Raw genomic sequence first — 15,467 nt, 5'->3', positions numbered from 1 at the left:
TACCCCACATACCCCACATACGCCTATGGCGTCAAAGCCGATATCCGGCCTGATCGGGTTGTTTTTGTGCAACTTTTGCATTAAAGCTATTACGAATCATTATCATTTGACATACACTTGGAGACGAACTTTACGAGCCAGCCAAACTCGCGTCCCCATGGGACAGCCTCGAGAACAGCCAAGCTATTTCCTGAAACCCGGTCCGGCCGCGACAAAAGGCCGAATCATGCTTGGAGGCCCTCTTGGCACACCCTTCCGACCGCGCCGCACGCCTTGTGCGCAAACAAAAATCCCGCCCCGGCGCTGGCAACCTCTCGCTGCTGGCGGGCGCAACGCCCCCATCCAGCACGTCGTCCGACAAAGCCCTGCTGCCCCTCGGCGCGCTGATGCTGGCTGTTTCGGTTTCCGGCTGGGCACAGAGCGTTCCCGCCACCACGAGCACGGATGCCGCAGCATCCACCTCCGCCGCCCCCGCCACGTCCACGCAGGCCGAAGGCAAAACCCTCGCCCCCGTAACGGTCACCGGAACCCGTGACCGCGCGGCGCAGACCTACCAGAGCGGCATCACCAGCGTCGGCAAGGTGCCGGTGCCCGCCAAGGACATTCCGCAGTCGCTGACCGTTGTGAACGAAAAGCTGATTCACGACCAGGGCAAGGACAGCTTCAAGAGCGCGCTCGAAAATGTCATTGGCATCACCTTCGAAGCGGGCGAAGGCGGCCGGGTGGGCGACAACATCCGGCTGCGCGGCTTCAGCGCCGCGGGCGATATCTATCTCGACGGCATGCGCGACATAGCCCAGTACAACCGCGACACGTTCAATACTGATCGCGTCGAAGTACTGCGCGGTGCGGCCTCCATGCTGTTTGGCCGCGGTTCCACCGGCGGCATCATCAACCAGGTCAGCAAACAGGCTCGCCCAATCACCGAGCATGAACTCAATGCGACCATCGGAACCAACGGCTACCAGCGCTATCAGGGCGACTTCAACTTCAAGCTGGATGACGATGCCGCCCTGCGCATCAACGCCATGGCCACCGACAGCGACGGGCGCGGCGACAACGCCGGCGCCTCCACTCACCGGCGTGGCCTGGCGCTGGACTATCGCCTTGGCATCGGCACAGCCAACGAATTCGAAATCAGCTACTACCACCTGCATTACAACGACAAGCCAGACTGGGGCTTTGCCTGGCTCAACGGCCGCCCGGCCCCCTCGCCCACCAACAAGTACTGGTATGGCCTGGACAGCGATTTCCAGAATGACAAGGCAGACGTGCTGACGCTGTCGCACACCCACCGCTGGACCGACGGCAGCAGCCTGAAAACCACGGTGCGCGACGGCTACTACTCGCGCGCCATGTGGGCCACGCAGTCCAGCTTCGCTGCCGGCACCACCATTTTCAACCTCAACCCCAACACCGTCGTGAACAGGCGCACCAACGCCAAGGCCGGCGAGGAGCACCACACCTTCCTGCAAACCGACTACCTCACCAGCACCCAATGGTTTGGCCGCAAGAACAGCCTGCTGGTGGGCGCTGAATACGCGGTTGAGAATTCAAGCCGCTCGACCTATCCCTCGTTGATTGCCACCAAGCCTTCCACCACCGTTGGCAACCCAAGCAGCACCGGCATCAGCGGCAACCTGACCGAGCAGGTGGCCACGCAATTCAAGGCGACGACGCTGGGCCTGTATGTGCAGGACACCATCGACCTGACGCCTTACTGGAAGCTGGTTGCCGGATTGCGCCTGGACCGCTTCCAGGGCGACTTTGACCGCTCCGGCAACACGGCCCCGAACAACACCCCGCTCTCGCGCGCGGACAACCTGCTGAGCAAGCGCCTCGGCCTGATGTACCAGCCGAATGAAGAGGTGAGCTACTACGCCGCGTACGGCACCTCGTTCAACACCTCGGGCGACCTCTACCAGTTTGACCCCCGGTCGGCCAACACGCCGCCCGAGAGCAGCCGCAACATGGAGATCGGCGTCAAGTGGGAACTGTATGGCGGCGACCTGTCCCTGCGCACGGCGCTGGCACGCACCGAGAAGTACAACGAGCGCAATACCGACATCGACACGGCCAACAACTCCTACCTGCTGTCCGGCAAGCGCCACACCGACGCGCTGGAATTTGAAGTGGCAGGCCGAATCACCCCTCAATGGGATGTGTTCGCGGGCATCGGATTCCTGCGCGCGGTGATCGACCAGTCGGGCTCGAACGCCGCCGGTCTCGCCGAAGTCGGGGAGAACCCGGGCCTGAGCCCCAGCCGCCAGGCCAACCTGTTCACCACCTACCGCATCAGCGACAAATGGCGTATCGGTGGCGGCTTTACCGCCGTGAGCCAGAACAAGCCTGCCAACAGCGTGACGACCACCAACCGCGCACCCGGCTACGTCAAGGCCGATGCGCTCGTGGAGTACCGCATCAACGAAGGCAATACCGTCAAGCTCAACATCGACAACCTGTTCGACAAGGTGTACTACAACACGCTGTACCGCGGCTTCGCCGCACCCGGCGATGAGCGCAGTGTGCGCCTTACGCTGACCAGCAAATTCTGAGGCACAACGATTTAATCCGTCATCCGGCGCTTTAAACTTCGGGCACCCCAAGCATGGCGGGGGTGCCCGATTCCATTTGGAAATGACATCATGTTGCTTCGCATTCCCCAAGCCCTCCAGCCAGACGAACTCGCACAAGTCCGCCAGCTGATCCTGGCAGCCGACTGGGCAGACGGCCGCATCACGGCAGGCAGCCAGAGCGGCACGGTCAAAAACAACCTGCAGCTGCCCGAGGAGCAGCCCGCAGCCCAGCAGGCGCGCCACATTGTCTCGGTGGCCCTCGCCCGCAATCCGATGTTTGTGACCGGCGCCCTGCCCAAATCGGTGTATCCGCCGCTCTTTAACCGCTACGGTGGGGGCGCCAACCACTTCGGCAACCACATCGACAACGCCGTGCGCACCCATGCCGCCACGGCGCGCCACGTGCGCACCGATATTTCCTGCACCTTGTTTCTCAGCGATCCGGCCAGCTACGACGGTGGCGAGCTGGTGGTGCAGGACACCTACGGCGAGCAGCGCATCAAGTTCGAGGCAGGCGACCTCGTGATGTACCCGGGCACCTCAGTGCATCGCGTGGAGCCTGTCACGCGCGGCGAACGTCTGGCGTGCTTTTTCTGGATCGAAAGCATGGTCCGCTCCGATGCCCAGCGCCGGCTCCTTTATGAAATGGACATGGCCATCACCTCGCTGCGCCAAAAAGAACTCGACAGGACGACGCAAGGAGGCGCGGAGAGTCCGGAAGTGGTCCGCCTGACCGGCTGCTATCACAACCTGCTGCGCATGTGGGCCGACGTTTGAGACGTCGGCCTTTCCACGCAGGGCACACCCGGGACTGACGCCATTTTTTGGGGTTTTCCCAGCTGGTTTCGGCAATTCTTCGCTATATTTTTGATAGCTTATTGGCTCAATCTTGCCTCAATCTTGTCTCAGTCTTGTATGGGTAGAAAGCGCTTTTTACCCATGACACCCAAGCTGATTGACCGAATACCCGGAGAATAAGCCGGGGCATGATTGCAAATGCGATAGATTCGCATTTATAATTAAACCACTGATTGAACCCATCAACCAACAGCCAAGCCCCTCCATGATCGTTTGCGTCTGCCGCCGAGTCTCTGACCGTGAAATTGCCCGCCATGCCCGCGCCGGCTTGGGCTTTGACGAGATCCAGTTTGAACTCGGCGTGGCCACCCAGTGCGGCCAATGCGAAGGTTGCGCCCGAGACGTGGTGGCCCAGTGCAGCGCGAGCTGCCCGACGGCCAATATCAAGCTAGCCAACCAATCTCCGGAAGGCAGCTCATGGAACACGTCGCAACCCTCTTTGCAGCTCTCCCCATCAGCCTGATACTGGTGATTGTTTCTGCGTGGTGGATCTTCCGCCGCTCCTCTTGACCCAACCTGTGGCACGCTTGTGGCCCTGCATACCCAATCCATTCCGCAATGAATGCCACTGCTTTCACAGGCGACCGCCCCCCCGGGGCAGACGCGCCGCGCCAGCCTCTTAGCCGCAATGCGGTGATTGCCCTGGTGGTGGTGGCCCTGCATGTTGGTTTTATCTGGGCGCTGCAAAGCGGCCTGCTCATGCGCGCTGCGGAGCTGGTGGTGCCCGCCGAAGTGCTGTCCCAATTTGTCGATCCACCTGCCCCCAAGGCGGAGCCGCTGCCGCCGGTGCCCCCCACGCCGATCGTCGCGCAGAAAAAAGCCATCGCCAAAGCCCCGCTGCAACCGCAGCCGCTGGCCATAGCAGACCCCACCCCATCCACCGATGCACCAACGGGCGCTGTCACGCCGCCCCTCGCCGCCGCGCCTGCGGCCGTCGCGGCAGCGCCCGCCGCCGCCCCTGCCCCACCAGCGCCGGCCGCAGTGCAACTGCCTTCGAGCGACGCCGACTACCTGCAAAACCCGAAACCGCCTTACCCTGCCTTGAGCAGGCGCATGGGAGAAACAGGCACGGCCGTGCATGAAGTCTGGATCGGTGTTGACGGGAAGCCGCAGCGCGCCAGACTGGTAAGGTCGAGCGGCTTTTCCCGCCTCGACAAAGCCGCCTACGACGCTGTCATGGGCTGGCGCTACGTGCCCGGCAAGCGCAATGGCGTTGCCGAAGCCATGCCTTTTAACGTTCCTGTTGTATGGAACCTCAGCGACTAATTTGAACTGTGGAGTATTGATTCATGAATTCCCAATTTGGCCTTGCCAACGTCTGGAGCCAGGGCGACATCGTCACCAAATCGGTGGCACTGCTGCTGCTCGCCATGTCGCTCGCCTCGTGGATGGTGATCATTATCAAGACGCTGGACCTGATCAAGTACAAGAAAATTGCCAGGGCTGCTGAAGACTTCTGGCACAGCGAAGATTTCGCGGCAGGCCTGACCAAGCTGGGCGCCGACCCCACCAACCCGTTCCGCCAGCTGGCGCTGGAGGGCCGTGAGGCCACGCTTCATCACCGCAACACCAAGGCGCATCTGCATGATGCGCTGGATGTGAGCGACTGGGTCACGCGCACGCTGCGCAACACCATCGACGAATTCACCGCCCGGCTGCAGTCCGGTCTGGCCATCCTCGCTTCAGTCGGATCCACCGCGCCCTTTGTCGGCCTCTTCGGCACGGTCTGGGGCATTTACCATGCGCTGCTGTCCATAGGCGCGGCAGGCCAGGCGACCATCGACAAGGTGGCAGGCCCCATCGGCGAGGCGCTGATCATGACAGCCCTCGGACTGGCCGTGGCGATTCCGGCGGTGCTGGGTTACAACGCACTGGTGCGCGGCAACAAGGGCATCTTGCAAAAGCTCAGCCGCTTTGCCCATGATCTGCACGCCTACTTTGTGACCGGTGCACGCATCACCAGCAACGGCCCGGCCAATGTCGTTCCCATGAAGAAAGCCTGAGCCCGGCGTTTCAACCTGCAAACCCAATCATCCTGTCGCACCATCGCGCCAGGCTATTTTTCAGTGATCGAGAAGCACCATGGCCTTTGGAACCCAAGACGACACCGATGATGTAATGAACGAGATCAACATGACACCCATGGTGGACATCATGCTGGTGCTGCTCATCATCTTCATCATCACGGTCCCGGTGATGAAGCACTCCGTCAACATTGACCTGCCGCGGGCCACCAACGAGGCGCAAAACATCAAGCCAGAAACGGTACGCCTGAGCGTGGATGCGCAAGGCAGCTATTTCCTGAACGAAACCGCTATCACCGACGAAGACCTGGCGCCTCGACTGAAAGCTGCAGCGGCCCAAAATCCACAGCCTGACCTGCATATCCGCGGCGACAAATCGGTTCGCTACGAACGCGTCGCCCAGGCCATGGCGGCTGCCCAGCAGGCAGGCTTGCGAAAAATCGGGTTTATCACCGAGCCCAGGAATTGATTTCCAGCTGCACCGCAAGACGGCCGCACAAGCTTTAACAAATTCACCGCAGAAAAATACGCACAACGGCGCAGTTTGGATGAAATCACCTTGATTTTTAAATGAGAATGGTTATCATTTACTCAACAAAGCGCAAACAGGTTTAAACCATCATGTCCCCAGCCCTGCCTACTTCAGACAACCAGAACCCATCCGCTGGCACACCCGCGCATCCAGGAGCTGGGTCGGGCGGTGCCGTAGCCCCATCCTGCTGCCTGGACAGTCATGAAATTTTGCGCGGTCAAAAAACAGTGGCCATCAGTCACAACGGCTCGACTTACCGCCTGCAGGCCACGCGCCTGGGCAAATTGATTCTGACCAAGTAAGCGCAGCGCCAGGGCGGCTTCAAGCCGTAGCCATATCCGTTTCATCGTGGGGCGATCCGGAGCCTGTAGCGGGCTCCCAAGATCGTTTTTAGCCAGCCACGGACCCTTCAAGGGGTCGCTTAGCCAGGCTTTTTTTCTCGATCACCGTCGCTGCTCGCCGAGAGCAATTCGACTGCTGGCTATGGTGCAAGGCCAGCGGGCTGCATGGAAAACAAAAAAAGCCGACCACGAGGTCGGCTTTTTTRAGGCAGCTCGCACTTCACGCCAGCGCCGGATCAGGACTTCTCACAGGCCGATGGCCGCGATGCCGGCCCGCGCAATCTGCGCATCCTCGCTGGATTTCACACCGCTCACACCGACAGCACCGATGCACTGCCCATCCTTGACAATCGGCACCCCACCTTCGAGCATGCCCTGGATGTAAGGCGCCGACAGGAAGGACATGCGGCCACCATTGATGACATCTTCATAAACCTTGCTCTCGCGGCACCCCATGGCGGCGGTATTGGCCTTGGACGGTGCGATATGGGAAGAGATGGGTGCCGCGCCATCGAGGCGCTGCAGGTGCAGCAGGTGGCCGCCGTCATCGACGATGGCAATGGTCACGGCCCAGCTGTTTTTAAGGGCTTCGGCTTCGGCGGCGGCGGCGATGGCCTTGACGTCGGCGAATTCAAGCACTGCTTTTGATTTCATGGTTTTCCAGGATTGTGTTGGCAAGAACGTCGAGCATACGCAAGTTTGAGCGCCTTCCGCGCTGCGATTGCCCCAAAATTAGCTTGGAGAACCCTCACAAAAAGTAGGAGGTCGGGCGCGCGCCCTCATTGAAAAAGGCAGAGTGACCCCTAAAATGGGTTTGTCTGCATTTGCAGGCTCTCTGGAGATGTTTTTCATGAATGACAATGTTCAGACCCTCGACTATGGCTCGGCCTCGTCCGCCCTGCAGCGCAACAAGGTGCTGCGCAACACCTATTGGCTGTTGGCCCTGAGCCTGCTGCCGACCGTGCTGGGCGCCTGGCTGGGCGTAGCAACCGGCATTACCCAGTCGCTCACGGGTGGCCTCGGCCTGATCGTGTTCCTCGGCGGTGCGTTCGGCTTCATGTTCGCGATCGAAAAGACCAAAAACTCGGCCGCAGGCGTGCCGGTGCTGTTGGGCTTTACCTTCTTCATGGGCCTGATGCTCTCGCGCATGATCGGCATGATCCTGGGCTTCAAAAACGGCTCCGAACTGATCATGACCGCCATGGGTGGCACCGCCGGCGTGTTCTTTGTCATGGCATCGCTGGCCAGCGTGATCAAGCGCGACATCTCCGGCTTGGGCAAATGGCTTTTTGTCGGTGCCGTCGTCGTGATGATCGGCAGCATCATCAATATTTTTGTGGGCTCCACGGCCGGCATGATGGCTATCTCGGTGGCCGTGATCGCGATTTTCAGCGCCTACATGCTGTACGACCTCAAGCAGATCCTGGACGGTGGCGAGACCAACTACATCAGCGCCACGCTGGCGCTGTACCTCGACCTGTTCAATGTGTTCCAGGCGCTGCTGGCCCTGCTTGGCATCTTTGGCGGCGAGCGCGACTGACGCTGCGCCCCCGCTTCTGAAAAAAGGGCCACGAGGCCCTTTTTTCATGCCCGTTCGAATACGGCGATGCTCTCCACGTGCGCCGTGTGAGGGAACATGTTCACCACACCGGCCAGCGTGCAGCGGTAAGCGCCGCTTTCCACCAATACGCCCGCATCGCGCGCCAGGGTCGCCGGGTTGCAGCTCACGTAAACAATGCGCTGGGGCGGCGTCCAGTCGCCCAGCACCAGGCTTTGTTGCTGTTCCCCATCGTCGCAGGGCACGCCTGTCACCATTTGCTGATGCAGCGCCGCCAACGACTTGAACAGCTCGAATGCGCCCTCTCGCGGCGGGTCAACCAGCCATTTTTCGGCCGCACCATCCTTCACGAGCATTGCGGGTGTCATTTCAAAAAGATTTCTGGCCACAAATTCAGTCGCAGACAACGCCCTTCTTGCCGAAGACTCGGCCCGGTTCCTCGTGAAGTTCTGGCGGGAGCGCGCCACCAGAGCCTCACTGCCCTCAATACCCAGCACTTCGCGCGCGCGCGTCGCCAGGGGCAGCGTGAAATTTCCCAAGCCGCAAAACCAGTCAATCACACGCTCGTGCGGCTGCACGGCCAGCAGGCGCAGCGCCCGCGACACCAGCACCTGGTTGATGTGCGGATTCACCTGAGTGAAATCGGTCGGCTTGAATGGCATGGTGATGCCGAACTCGGGAAGGTCATAGCTCAATTCCGGTGCGCCCTCGTCGAGCAGCTCCACGCTCTCCAGGCCACCCGGCTGCAGCCACCACTGCAGGCCCGGGTGCTGCGCCGCGAAAGCGCGCAACCGTGCCAGGTCGCCGCTGCTGAGCGGCTCCATGTGGCGCAGCACCATGGCCGTGACGGTATCGCCGCAGGCGAGCTCGATTTGCGGCAGGGTCTCTTTGGCATCCATGCCGGCAATCAGTTCACGCAGCGGCACCAGCATGTCGCTGACGTGCCGGGGCACCACATGGCATTGCGTCATGTCGGCCACATAACTGCTCTTGCGCTCGTGAAAACCAACCAGCACCGCATTTTTTTTACGCACATAGCGCACCGACAGGCGCGCGCGGTAGCGGTATTCCCAAGCGGGCCCCTCTATGGGCCTGAGCAGGTTGTCTGCCTTCACCTTGCCGATGTGCCAGAGGTTGTCTTCCAGCACGCGCTGCTTGACGGCCACTTGCGCGCCCACATGGAGGTGCTGCATCTTGCAGCCGCCACAGGCACCGGTATGCAGGCCGAAGTGCGGGCAAGCGGGGCGCACGCGCTGAGAGGACTCGCGGTGAATTGCCATCACCACCGCTTTCTCAAAGCTGCTTTTCTTGCGGTACACGTTGGCGGTCACGCGCTCAGAAGGCAGCGCACCCTCAATGAACACAACCTTGCCATCAGCCCGATGGGCAATGCCCTGCGCCTCCATGTCCAGGGACTCCACGGTGAGGATGTCAGGCAGGTATTCAGGCGCTTTCACAGTGTGGTCATTCAATTTTTCATCGGTCATACCTGAATTGTCTCAGGTCCGACTCCGGAGCAATGTCCGCAGGGTTCAGCATCGTGGTTGGAACGGGCGCCGCACATTGAGCCGCACCACAATACCGTTCGCAGTACCATTTCCAGACTCCCCACAACAGACAGGAAGGTTGCAGCATGGAACTGCGTATCTGCATCGATGTTGATGACATGGACCGGGCCATCGCGTTTTACACCAGTGGCCTGGGCCTGCACGTTGGCCGCCGTTTCAAGAGCGATTTCGTGGAAATCCTGGGCGCAGGCAGCCCGATAGACCTGCTGCTCAATGCCGCGGGCACCCAGCCAGTGGCCGGTAGCACCGGCACGCGGCACTACGGCCGCCACTGGACGCCCGTGCACCTGGACTTTGTGGTCCAGGACATTGAGGCGGCTGTGAGAAGGCTGCAGGCCCATGGGGCAGTGCTGGAAATGCCGGTGGCCGAGCGCACCTGGGGCCGAATCGCCGGGTTGGCAGATCCTTTTGGCCACGGCGTGGATCTGCTCGAATTCAAGGGCAGGGGTTACGACGAAATTGTCCCAACTTCCTGATCCCCGGCGTTGAACGGGTCAAACAGTCAGCTATCAATAAAATAGCGAACTATGCCCATGAAACATGGGCTGCAATCGAATTTTTTATTCAACCAGAACGCTACGGTCTGCCTTCCGTATGTCCGCTCCTGCCAGGAAAAAAGCCCCGCGGTGCGGGGCTTTTCGACGAGGCAAGCGTGACCTGCAAGCGAGAACTACTTGGCGGGCAGGTACTTCGCCGGATCCACAGGCTTGCCCTGGCGACGGATTTCAAAATGCAGCTTCACACGATCAGCGTCCGTATTGCCCATCTCGGCAATCTTCTGGCCCTTTTTGACCGTCTGGTCTTCCTTGACCAGCAGCGTCTGGTTGTGCGCATAGGCCGTGAGGAAGGTGTTGTTGTGCTTGAGGATGACCAGGTTGCCGTAACCCCGCAGACCCGCGCCGGCGTACACCACGCGGCCATCGGCAGAGGCAAGCACCGCATCACCAGCCTTGCCTGCGATATCAACGCCCTTGTTTTTGGCCTCGTCAAACCCCATGAGTAAGGTGCCCTGGGCTGGCCATATCCACCCCACGTCTTCATCCCCCACGGCCGTAGGTGTGCCGCTGGACGCCGCTGCCGGGGTGGCAGCCGGTGCAGCGCTCGCACTGGCGGGCGCCGATGCAGGCCGGGCGCCGCTGACAGCCTGTGCCGGTGCGACGGCTGTTGCGCTGGTGGCCGAGCCGGGCGACACCGGCCGCGTGACCACAAGCGGGTTCTCGCTGGCGGGCGGTACGACACGAAGCACTTGCCCAACTTCAATCACGTTGGGATTTTCAAGGTTGTTCCAGCGCACGATGTCGCGCCAGTTCTGGCCGCTTTCCAGGCCAATGCGGATCATGGTGTCACCGGGTTTAACGGTGTAGTAACCCGGTTTTCCGGCATTTTCAAAGCCCGGTGGCTGTTTGAGGTTGGCGGAATCGGTTGCAGAGGGAAGCTGGCGCGACAGCCCCGTACCGCGATCTTCAACCGGCGCGTGGGTGGGGGAGCGCGAGGCGCAGCCCGCTGCCAGCAGCAGGGCGGCCGCCAATGCGCACGGCAGCGTCAAATTGGCCAGCCGGGTGCGGATGCCCCGGCCAGCGCCTGAGATGACGACAGACTTTGCGCTGTTCGACCTGGAGGTTTGCTTCATTGGTTCTTTCGTCTTCTTGACTTCAATAGTGACTTCAATATGGACTTGATCTTCATGGGATATTTCATGAGATCTTCATGGGCTGTTCAAGCCATCTTCAGCTCGTACCCGATTTTAAAGGTACAAAATGAACTGCTTCCAGCAATGTCTGCTTGACGCCCAGGGAAGTTTTGTCCACCACCACGAGCGCCTGCACACCGGCGGCAGTTTGCAGGGGCGCGACAAGACGCCCGCCAACGGCCAGTTGTTCCACCCAGGCGGGTGGAATGGCCTCACCGCCGGCCGCCGCAATAATCGCCGCGTACGGCGCCCCCTTGGGGTACCCGATCATGCCATCACCAAACAGCAGGTGGACATTGGGCAGCCGCAAAGTCCGCAGGTTTTCCCGGGCCTTGTCATGCAATCCACGCAAGCGCTCGATGCTGTAGACCTCGGTTGCGAGGTGGCTGAGGACAGCGGCCTGGTAGCCGCAGCCGGTACCGATCTCCAGCACGCGTCCCAGCTTGCCCGCAGCGCCCTGACAAAGCAACTCCAGCATGCGCGCCACCACATTGGGTTTGGAGATGGTCTGGCCCAGGCCGATCGGCAGGCTGGTGTCCTCATAGGCCTGGTTGACCAGTGCGGTATCGACGAAGCGGTGGCGCTCCACCAGGCCCATGGCCGCCAGCACCCGGGCGTCTGATACGCCCTGTGCGGCGAGCTTGTGCACCATGCGCGTGCGCACCGCGTGGGAATCCAGTCCGACGCCGCCAGGGGCGGCCGCTGGCATCGATTTCCTGAAGCCATTTTTAGCGGCATCAGCTGAAAGACGAGAAGGAGCAGCCAATTTGGTAGCAGACGGTACGCCCTCCCCGGGTTTCAACCGTACCGGAAATGCCGGACGGCTCGCTACGGCAGGCGCTTTTGTGAGATTGAATGGGGGCTTGAAGCTGGATTTCATGCGTCTGCAGTCAATTCGCCTGGGTAAGCCGGGCCGCCGCCTGCTCCCAATAAGGCAAACGCTCGTAATCGGTCAGGTCCACGTGAAGCGGTGTGATCGAAACAAATTTCTGGCTGGTTGCGTAGAAGTCGGTCCCCTCGCCCGCCTCCTTGGCGGGCCCGGCTCCGCCGATCCAGTACATGGTCTCGCCACGCGGGCTGGTCTGCGTGATGACGCGCTCAGCCGCATGGCGGCGCCCCAGCCGCGCCACCTTGACGCCCTGGATCTGGTCGTCCGGCAAGTTGGGAATGTTCACATTGAGCAGCCACGGCGCCAGCGCCGGCTGCGCACCTTCAGCCACCACCTCGAGGGAAGGCATCAGTTGTTCCACCAGGTTGCGCGCACGCCGGGCTGCGACCTCGATGTGGGCCCAGCCTTTTTCCGTCTGCGAAAACGCGATGGAAGGAATGCCAAAGAGATAACCTTCCATCGCGGCGCCCACCGTGCCGGAATAAATCGTGTCGTCGCCCATGTTGGCGCCATTATTGATGCCTGAGACCACAAGATCTGGCCGGTAGCCCAGCAGGCCCGTCAGGGCAATATGCACGCAATCGGCAGGTGTGCCGTTGATATAACGAAAACCGTTGGCGGCTGTTTGCACGTACATCGGCGAGTGCAGGGTCAGCGCATTCGATTTGGCACTGTTGTTCTGCTCGGGCGCCACGACCTCGACATCGGCGACGGTTCTAAGCGCCTCGTACAGGGCGATGATGCCGGAGGCCTGGTAACCGTCGTCGTTGCAAATGAGGATTTTCATACCGTGATTTTACGGGTCACGGCTGCGACAGCCCAGACAGGTTTTGCCAGCCCGGGAATCACGGCTTTGCCTATGATGTCGTGAGAGCAATCAGTTCCGGTTTTTCGTCCCGTTTTCCTCCCCGTTTTTCCTCCCCGTTTGCCCTTCCCTCTTGACCCCATCTCCGGAGACATCCCATGCAAGCCTGGCTTTGTGAAAACCCCACTGGCATAGACGCCCTGACCTGGAAAGAGCTACCGACGCCGCAACCCGGGGAAGGTGAGGTGCTGATTGAAATCAGGGCCGCCAGCCTCAACTTCCCCGACCTGTTGATCGTGCAAAACAAGTACCAGATCAAGCCACCCCTGCCCTTCGTGCCCGGCTCCGAGTATGCCGGCGTCGTACAGGCCGTGGGCGAAGGCGTGAAGCACCTGCAGGCAGGCCAGAACGTCGCCTGCCTGTCGGGAACCGGTGGTTTCGGCACACATACCATTGCGCCGGCGGCCCTGTGCATGCCCTTGCCCGCCGGCTTTTCGCACGTGGACGCAGCCGCCTTCATCATGATTTACGCCACGTCCTGGCATGCGCTGATGGACCGCGCGCAATTGAAGTCGGGTGAGACGGTGCTGGTGCTCGGCGCTGCGGGCGGCGTCGGCACCGCCGCCATCCAGATCGCCAAGGCAGCCGGCGCCCGCGTGATTGCCGCCGCCTCGACAGATGAGAAATGCGCGTTTTGCAGCTCCCTCGGCGCGGATGCCACCATCAACTACACCAGCAAAAATCTGCGCGATGAAATCAAGACGCTGACCGGCGGCAAAGGTCCGGACGTGATTTATGACCCAGTGGGCGGCGACTTTGCCGAGCCGGCATTCCGCTCGATTGCCTGGCGTGGCCGTTACCTGGTGGTTGGTTTTGCATCAGGCCCCATTCCCTCGCTGCCGCTGAACCTCACGCTGCTCAAAGGTGCGTCGATCGTTGGCGTGTTCTGGGGTGACTTTGCCAGACGTGAGCCCAAGGCCAACGCCGCCATGATGGCCGAACTGGCCCGCTGGTACGCCGAGGGCAAGATCAAACCAGCGATCGACCGCACCATGCCCATGGCTGAACTCAAGGCGGCTTATGCCCGCATGGGCTCCCGGGAGGTCAAAGGCAAACTGGTAATGGTTAACTGACAAAAATTAACAAAATATCAACAAAACCAATAGAACTGACATATTTTTAAAGTTTCGCGAAAAATTCCGTCGATGCGGGCATTTTTCGCAGTTTTGACTTGCACGATCAATACCATCAGTTACCGCAACACATTTAAAAGGTATATTGAAGACTCATTACTGAGGAGCAGCCAATGAGCACACCAACGATGCTGGTGGTAGAGGACAATACCGACCACCTCGAATTGACCTTGACCACGCTGCAACAAAACGGGGTGCCCCATGACATCGTGGTTGCCCGGGATGGACGCGAGGCCCTCGACTATTTATTTTGCGAGGGTGTGTATAAAGACCGAAATGCCAACAACCAGCCCGAACTGGTCCTGCTGGATCTGGGGTTGCCAAAACTGAGCGGCCTGGAGGTGATGCGGCGCATGCGGGAGGATCCCCGGACGTTTTTTGTTCCGGTCGTGATGCTGACCCTGGTGAGTGAGCAATCCGAAGCGGTGCGCGCATTTAAAGGCGGCCTCAACAGCTTCGTGAGCAAGCCGCTCAACTACCACGATTTTGAAGAAAGGCTCCAGCAGGTCCGGGAGTATTGGCGCACCTCCAACTTCGCCCCGCTTATGAGCTGACAAGCCGCGAAGCCTGCCAAGGCCAGGCACGCTACGTGTTCCGCGATTTTTTTGACTTTTGACTTTTATTTGCTTGTCACGTTTTTAACGCTGCAGGCTGCCTTGATGATGCGGGCATTCAGGTCCTCGCCAATGTCCCTGAAAGCCACGGGACGCATGTCTTCCTTACCGTAGCTCAAAACCTTGAAAGCCTGCCCCTGAAAGTCGGGTTCGGTATAAAAAGCCGCATTCAAATAACGGGCCATTTGCCGGTCGCAGTCGATTAGAACCTCAGCCTCTGCAGAACGAAACTGAATGCCATTTTCGGTGGTCCAGATCGTAGCCCGGCTGATACGGACCGGAATCATGCGCATGTCACCCTTGATGTCAATCTGGGCCGGATTGACCTGGATATAGTGACTGCCGGGAGAGCCAGGCTCGCCCACGATGGTCAGCCAGGAATCGGCCGCAGGCACAGCTGCCCCGAATAATGCGACAGCAACCAAGAGCAGACATCTCGTGGACGGCATACTGGACAGCGCGATCAACGCTGCATTGAAAGGGAGCGTGGAGCTGGTTTTCTTTCCGGGCCTCAAGTCTCATCATGAACACGATGACAAACGCTTAACCTGGCAGAAATACATGAATCTTGTATCTCCCTGACCTTTCATCAGGAGCTGGTGCAAACCATTTCCCCCTGACCTGCCGTGACCGATTGTTATCCCAGGACGCGGAATCATGCAAGCCTACCCCCTGCTTCAAACCAGCGATAGGGGCAAAAAAAATCCCACATGCTTTCGCATGCGGGATTTTTTTAAATACTGGGGTGGCTGATGGGGCTCGAACCCACGACAACAGGAATCACAATCCTGGACTCTACCAACTGAGCTACAGCCACCA

Annotated in this window: 17 protein-coding genes and 1 tRNA gene; 11 read left to right on the top strand and 7 right to left on the bottom strand. The window is 60.2% G+C overall.

Going from position 1 to position 15,467, the window contains the following annotated elements:
- Nucleotides 1–242 precede the first annotated feature (242 nt).
- The 7 genes from AC1DUB_RS10125 to hemP all read left to right on the top strand — a co-directional run bounded on the left by AC1DUB_RS10125 (nucleotide 243) and on the right by hemP (nucleotide 6,292).
- Nucleotides 243–2,555, top strand: a complete 2,313-nt coding sequence (locus AC1DUB_RS10125; RefSeq protein WP_477729421.1) for a TonB-dependent receptor — start codon at nucleotides 243–245, stop codon at nucleotides 2,553–2,555.
- A 90-nt stretch (nucleotides 2,556–2,645) separates the two neighbouring features.
- Nucleotides 2,646–3,353, top strand: coding sequence for a Fe2+-dependent dioxygenase (locus tag AC1DUB_RS10120; protein ID WP_477717413.1), 708 nt, complete (start codon nucleotides 2,646–2,648; stop codon nucleotides 3,351–3,353).
- A 286-nt stretch (nucleotides 3,354–3,639) separates the two neighbouring features.
- Nucleotides 3,640–3,897 carry a (2Fe-2S)-binding protein gene (locus AC1DUB_RS10115; protein ID WP_477717414.1) on the top strand — a complete coding sequence of 86 codons (258 nt, stop codon included), beginning with the start codon at nucleotides 3,640–3,642 and terminating at the stop codon, nucleotides 3,895–3,897.
- 95 nt (nucleotides 3,898–3,992) lie between these two features.
- Nucleotides 3,993–4,700: an energy transducer TonB gene (locus AC1DUB_RS10110; RefSeq protein WP_477729420.1), complete on the top strand. Its 708-nt coding sequence runs from the start codon at nucleotides 3,993–3,995 to the stop codon at nucleotides 4,698–4,700.
- Between the two features lie 23 nt (nucleotides 4,701–4,723).
- The gene (locus tag AC1DUB_RS10105) at nucleotides 4,724–5,437 is read left to right on the top strand and encodes a MotA/TolQ/ExbB proton channel family protein (protein ID WP_477717416.1); all 714 of its coding nucleotides are present in this window, start codon (nucleotides 4,724–4,726) and stop codon (nucleotides 5,435–5,437) included.
- Between the two features lie 79 nt (nucleotides 5,438–5,516).
- Nucleotides 5,517–5,927 (top strand): ExbD/TolR family protein, encoded by a 411-nt coding sequence (locus tag AC1DUB_RS10100; RefSeq protein WP_477729419.1) that lies wholly within the window; start codon nucleotides 5,517–5,519, stop codon nucleotides 5,925–5,927.
- Between the two features lie 152 nt (nucleotides 5,928–6,079).
- Nucleotides 6,080–6,292, top strand: a complete 213-nt coding sequence (hemP, locus tag AC1DUB_RS10095) for a hemin uptake protein HemP (protein WP_477729418.1) — start codon at nucleotides 6,080–6,082, stop codon at nucleotides 6,290–6,292.
- Nucleotides 6,293–6,577: 285 nt separating this feature from the next.
- Here the strand turns inward: hemP and AC1DUB_RS10090 are convergent, their stop codons facing one another.
- Nucleotides 6,578–6,985: a GlcG/HbpS family heme-binding protein gene (locus AC1DUB_RS10090; protein WP_477729417.1), complete on the bottom strand. Its 408-nt coding sequence runs from the start codon at nucleotides 6,983–6,985 to the stop codon at nucleotides 6,578–6,580.
- Between the two features lie 196 nt (nucleotides 6,986–7,181).
- Here AC1DUB_RS10090 and AC1DUB_RS10085 point away from each other — a divergent pair, with 196 nt between their 5' ends.
- Nucleotides 7,182–7,871: a Bax inhibitor-1/YccA family protein gene (locus tag AC1DUB_RS10085; RefSeq protein ID WP_477729416.1), complete on the top strand. Its 690-nt coding sequence runs from the start codon at nucleotides 7,182–7,184 to the stop codon at nucleotides 7,869–7,871.
- A gap of 44 nt (nucleotides 7,872–7,915) precedes the next feature.
- Here the strand turns inward: AC1DUB_RS10085 and rlmD are convergent, their stop codons facing one another.
- Nucleotides 7,916–9,376: a 23S rRNA (uracil(1939)-C(5))-methyltransferase RlmD gene (gene rlmD, locus AC1DUB_RS10080; RefSeq protein WP_477729415.1), complete on the bottom strand. Its 1,461-nt coding sequence runs from the start codon at nucleotides 9,374–9,376 to the stop codon at nucleotides 7,916–7,918.
- Nucleotides 9,377–9,522: 146 nt separating this feature from the next.
- Between rlmD and AC1DUB_RS10075 the strand changes: the two genes are divergently transcribed.
- A complete protein-coding gene (locus AC1DUB_RS10075; RefSeq protein WP_477729414.1) occupies nucleotides 9,523–9,933 on the top strand; it encodes a VOC family protein in 411 nt (136 codons plus the stop codon).
- A gap of 194 nt (nucleotides 9,934–10,127) precedes the next feature.
- Here the strand turns inward: AC1DUB_RS10075 and AC1DUB_RS10070 are convergent, their stop codons facing one another.
- The 3 genes from AC1DUB_RS10070 to surE all read right to left on the bottom strand — a co-directional run bounded on the left by AC1DUB_RS10070 (nucleotide 10,128) and on the right by surE (nucleotide 12,823).
- Nucleotides 10,128–11,087 carry a peptidoglycan DD-metalloendopeptidase family protein gene (locus AC1DUB_RS10070; protein WP_477729413.1) on the bottom strand — a complete coding sequence of 320 codons (960 nt, stop codon included), beginning with the start codon at nucleotides 11,085–11,087 and terminating at the stop codon, nucleotides 10,128–10,130.
- Nucleotides 11,088–11,184: 97 nt separating this feature from the next.
- On the bottom strand, nucleotides 11,185–12,027 hold the full coding sequence (locus tag AC1DUB_RS10065) for a protein-L-isoaspartate(D-aspartate) O-methyltransferase (RefSeq protein ID WP_477729412.1): 843 nt from the start codon (nucleotides 12,025–12,027) through the stop codon (nucleotides 11,185–11,187).
- A gap of 10 nt (nucleotides 12,028–12,037) precedes the next feature.
- Nucleotides 12,038–12,823: a 5'/3'-nucleotidase SurE gene (gene surE, locus AC1DUB_RS10060; RefSeq protein ID WP_477729411.1), complete on the bottom strand. Its 786-nt coding sequence runs from the start codon at nucleotides 12,821–12,823 to the stop codon at nucleotides 12,038–12,040.
- A gap of 176 nt (nucleotides 12,824–12,999) precedes the next feature.
- Between surE and AC1DUB_RS10055 the strand changes: the two genes are divergently transcribed.
- Entirely contained in the window at nucleotides 13,000–13,974 is a 975-nt protein-coding gene (locus AC1DUB_RS10055; protein WP_477729410.1) for an NADPH:quinone oxidoreductase family protein, read from the top strand.
- 173 nt (nucleotides 13,975–14,147) lie between these two features.
- Nucleotides 14,148–14,588, top strand: a complete 441-nt coding sequence (locus AC1DUB_RS10050; RefSeq protein ID WP_477717427.1) for a response regulator — start codon at nucleotides 14,148–14,150, stop codon at nucleotides 14,586–14,588.
- A gap of 65 nt (nucleotides 14,589–14,653) precedes the next feature.
- Here the strand turns inward: AC1DUB_RS10050 and AC1DUB_RS10045 are convergent, their stop codons facing one another.
- Together AC1DUB_RS10045 and AC1DUB_RS10040 are read right to left on the bottom strand one after the other, a co-directional pair.
- Nucleotides 14,654–15,115, bottom strand: a complete 462-nt coding sequence (locus AC1DUB_RS10045; protein ID WP_477729409.1) for a surface-adhesin E family protein — start codon at nucleotides 15,113–15,115, stop codon at nucleotides 14,654–14,656.
- Between the two features lie 274 nt (nucleotides 15,116–15,389).
- Nucleotides 15,390–15,465: transfer RNA gene (locus AC1DUB_RS10040), tRNA-His, on the bottom strand.
- Between the last annotated feature and the right edge of the window lie 2 nt (nucleotides 15,466–15,467).

The sequence above is a fragment of the Polaromonas sp. P4_F9 genome (assembly GCF_056401235.1).
This window is presented reverse-complemented; position numbering and strand designations above follow the sequence as displayed.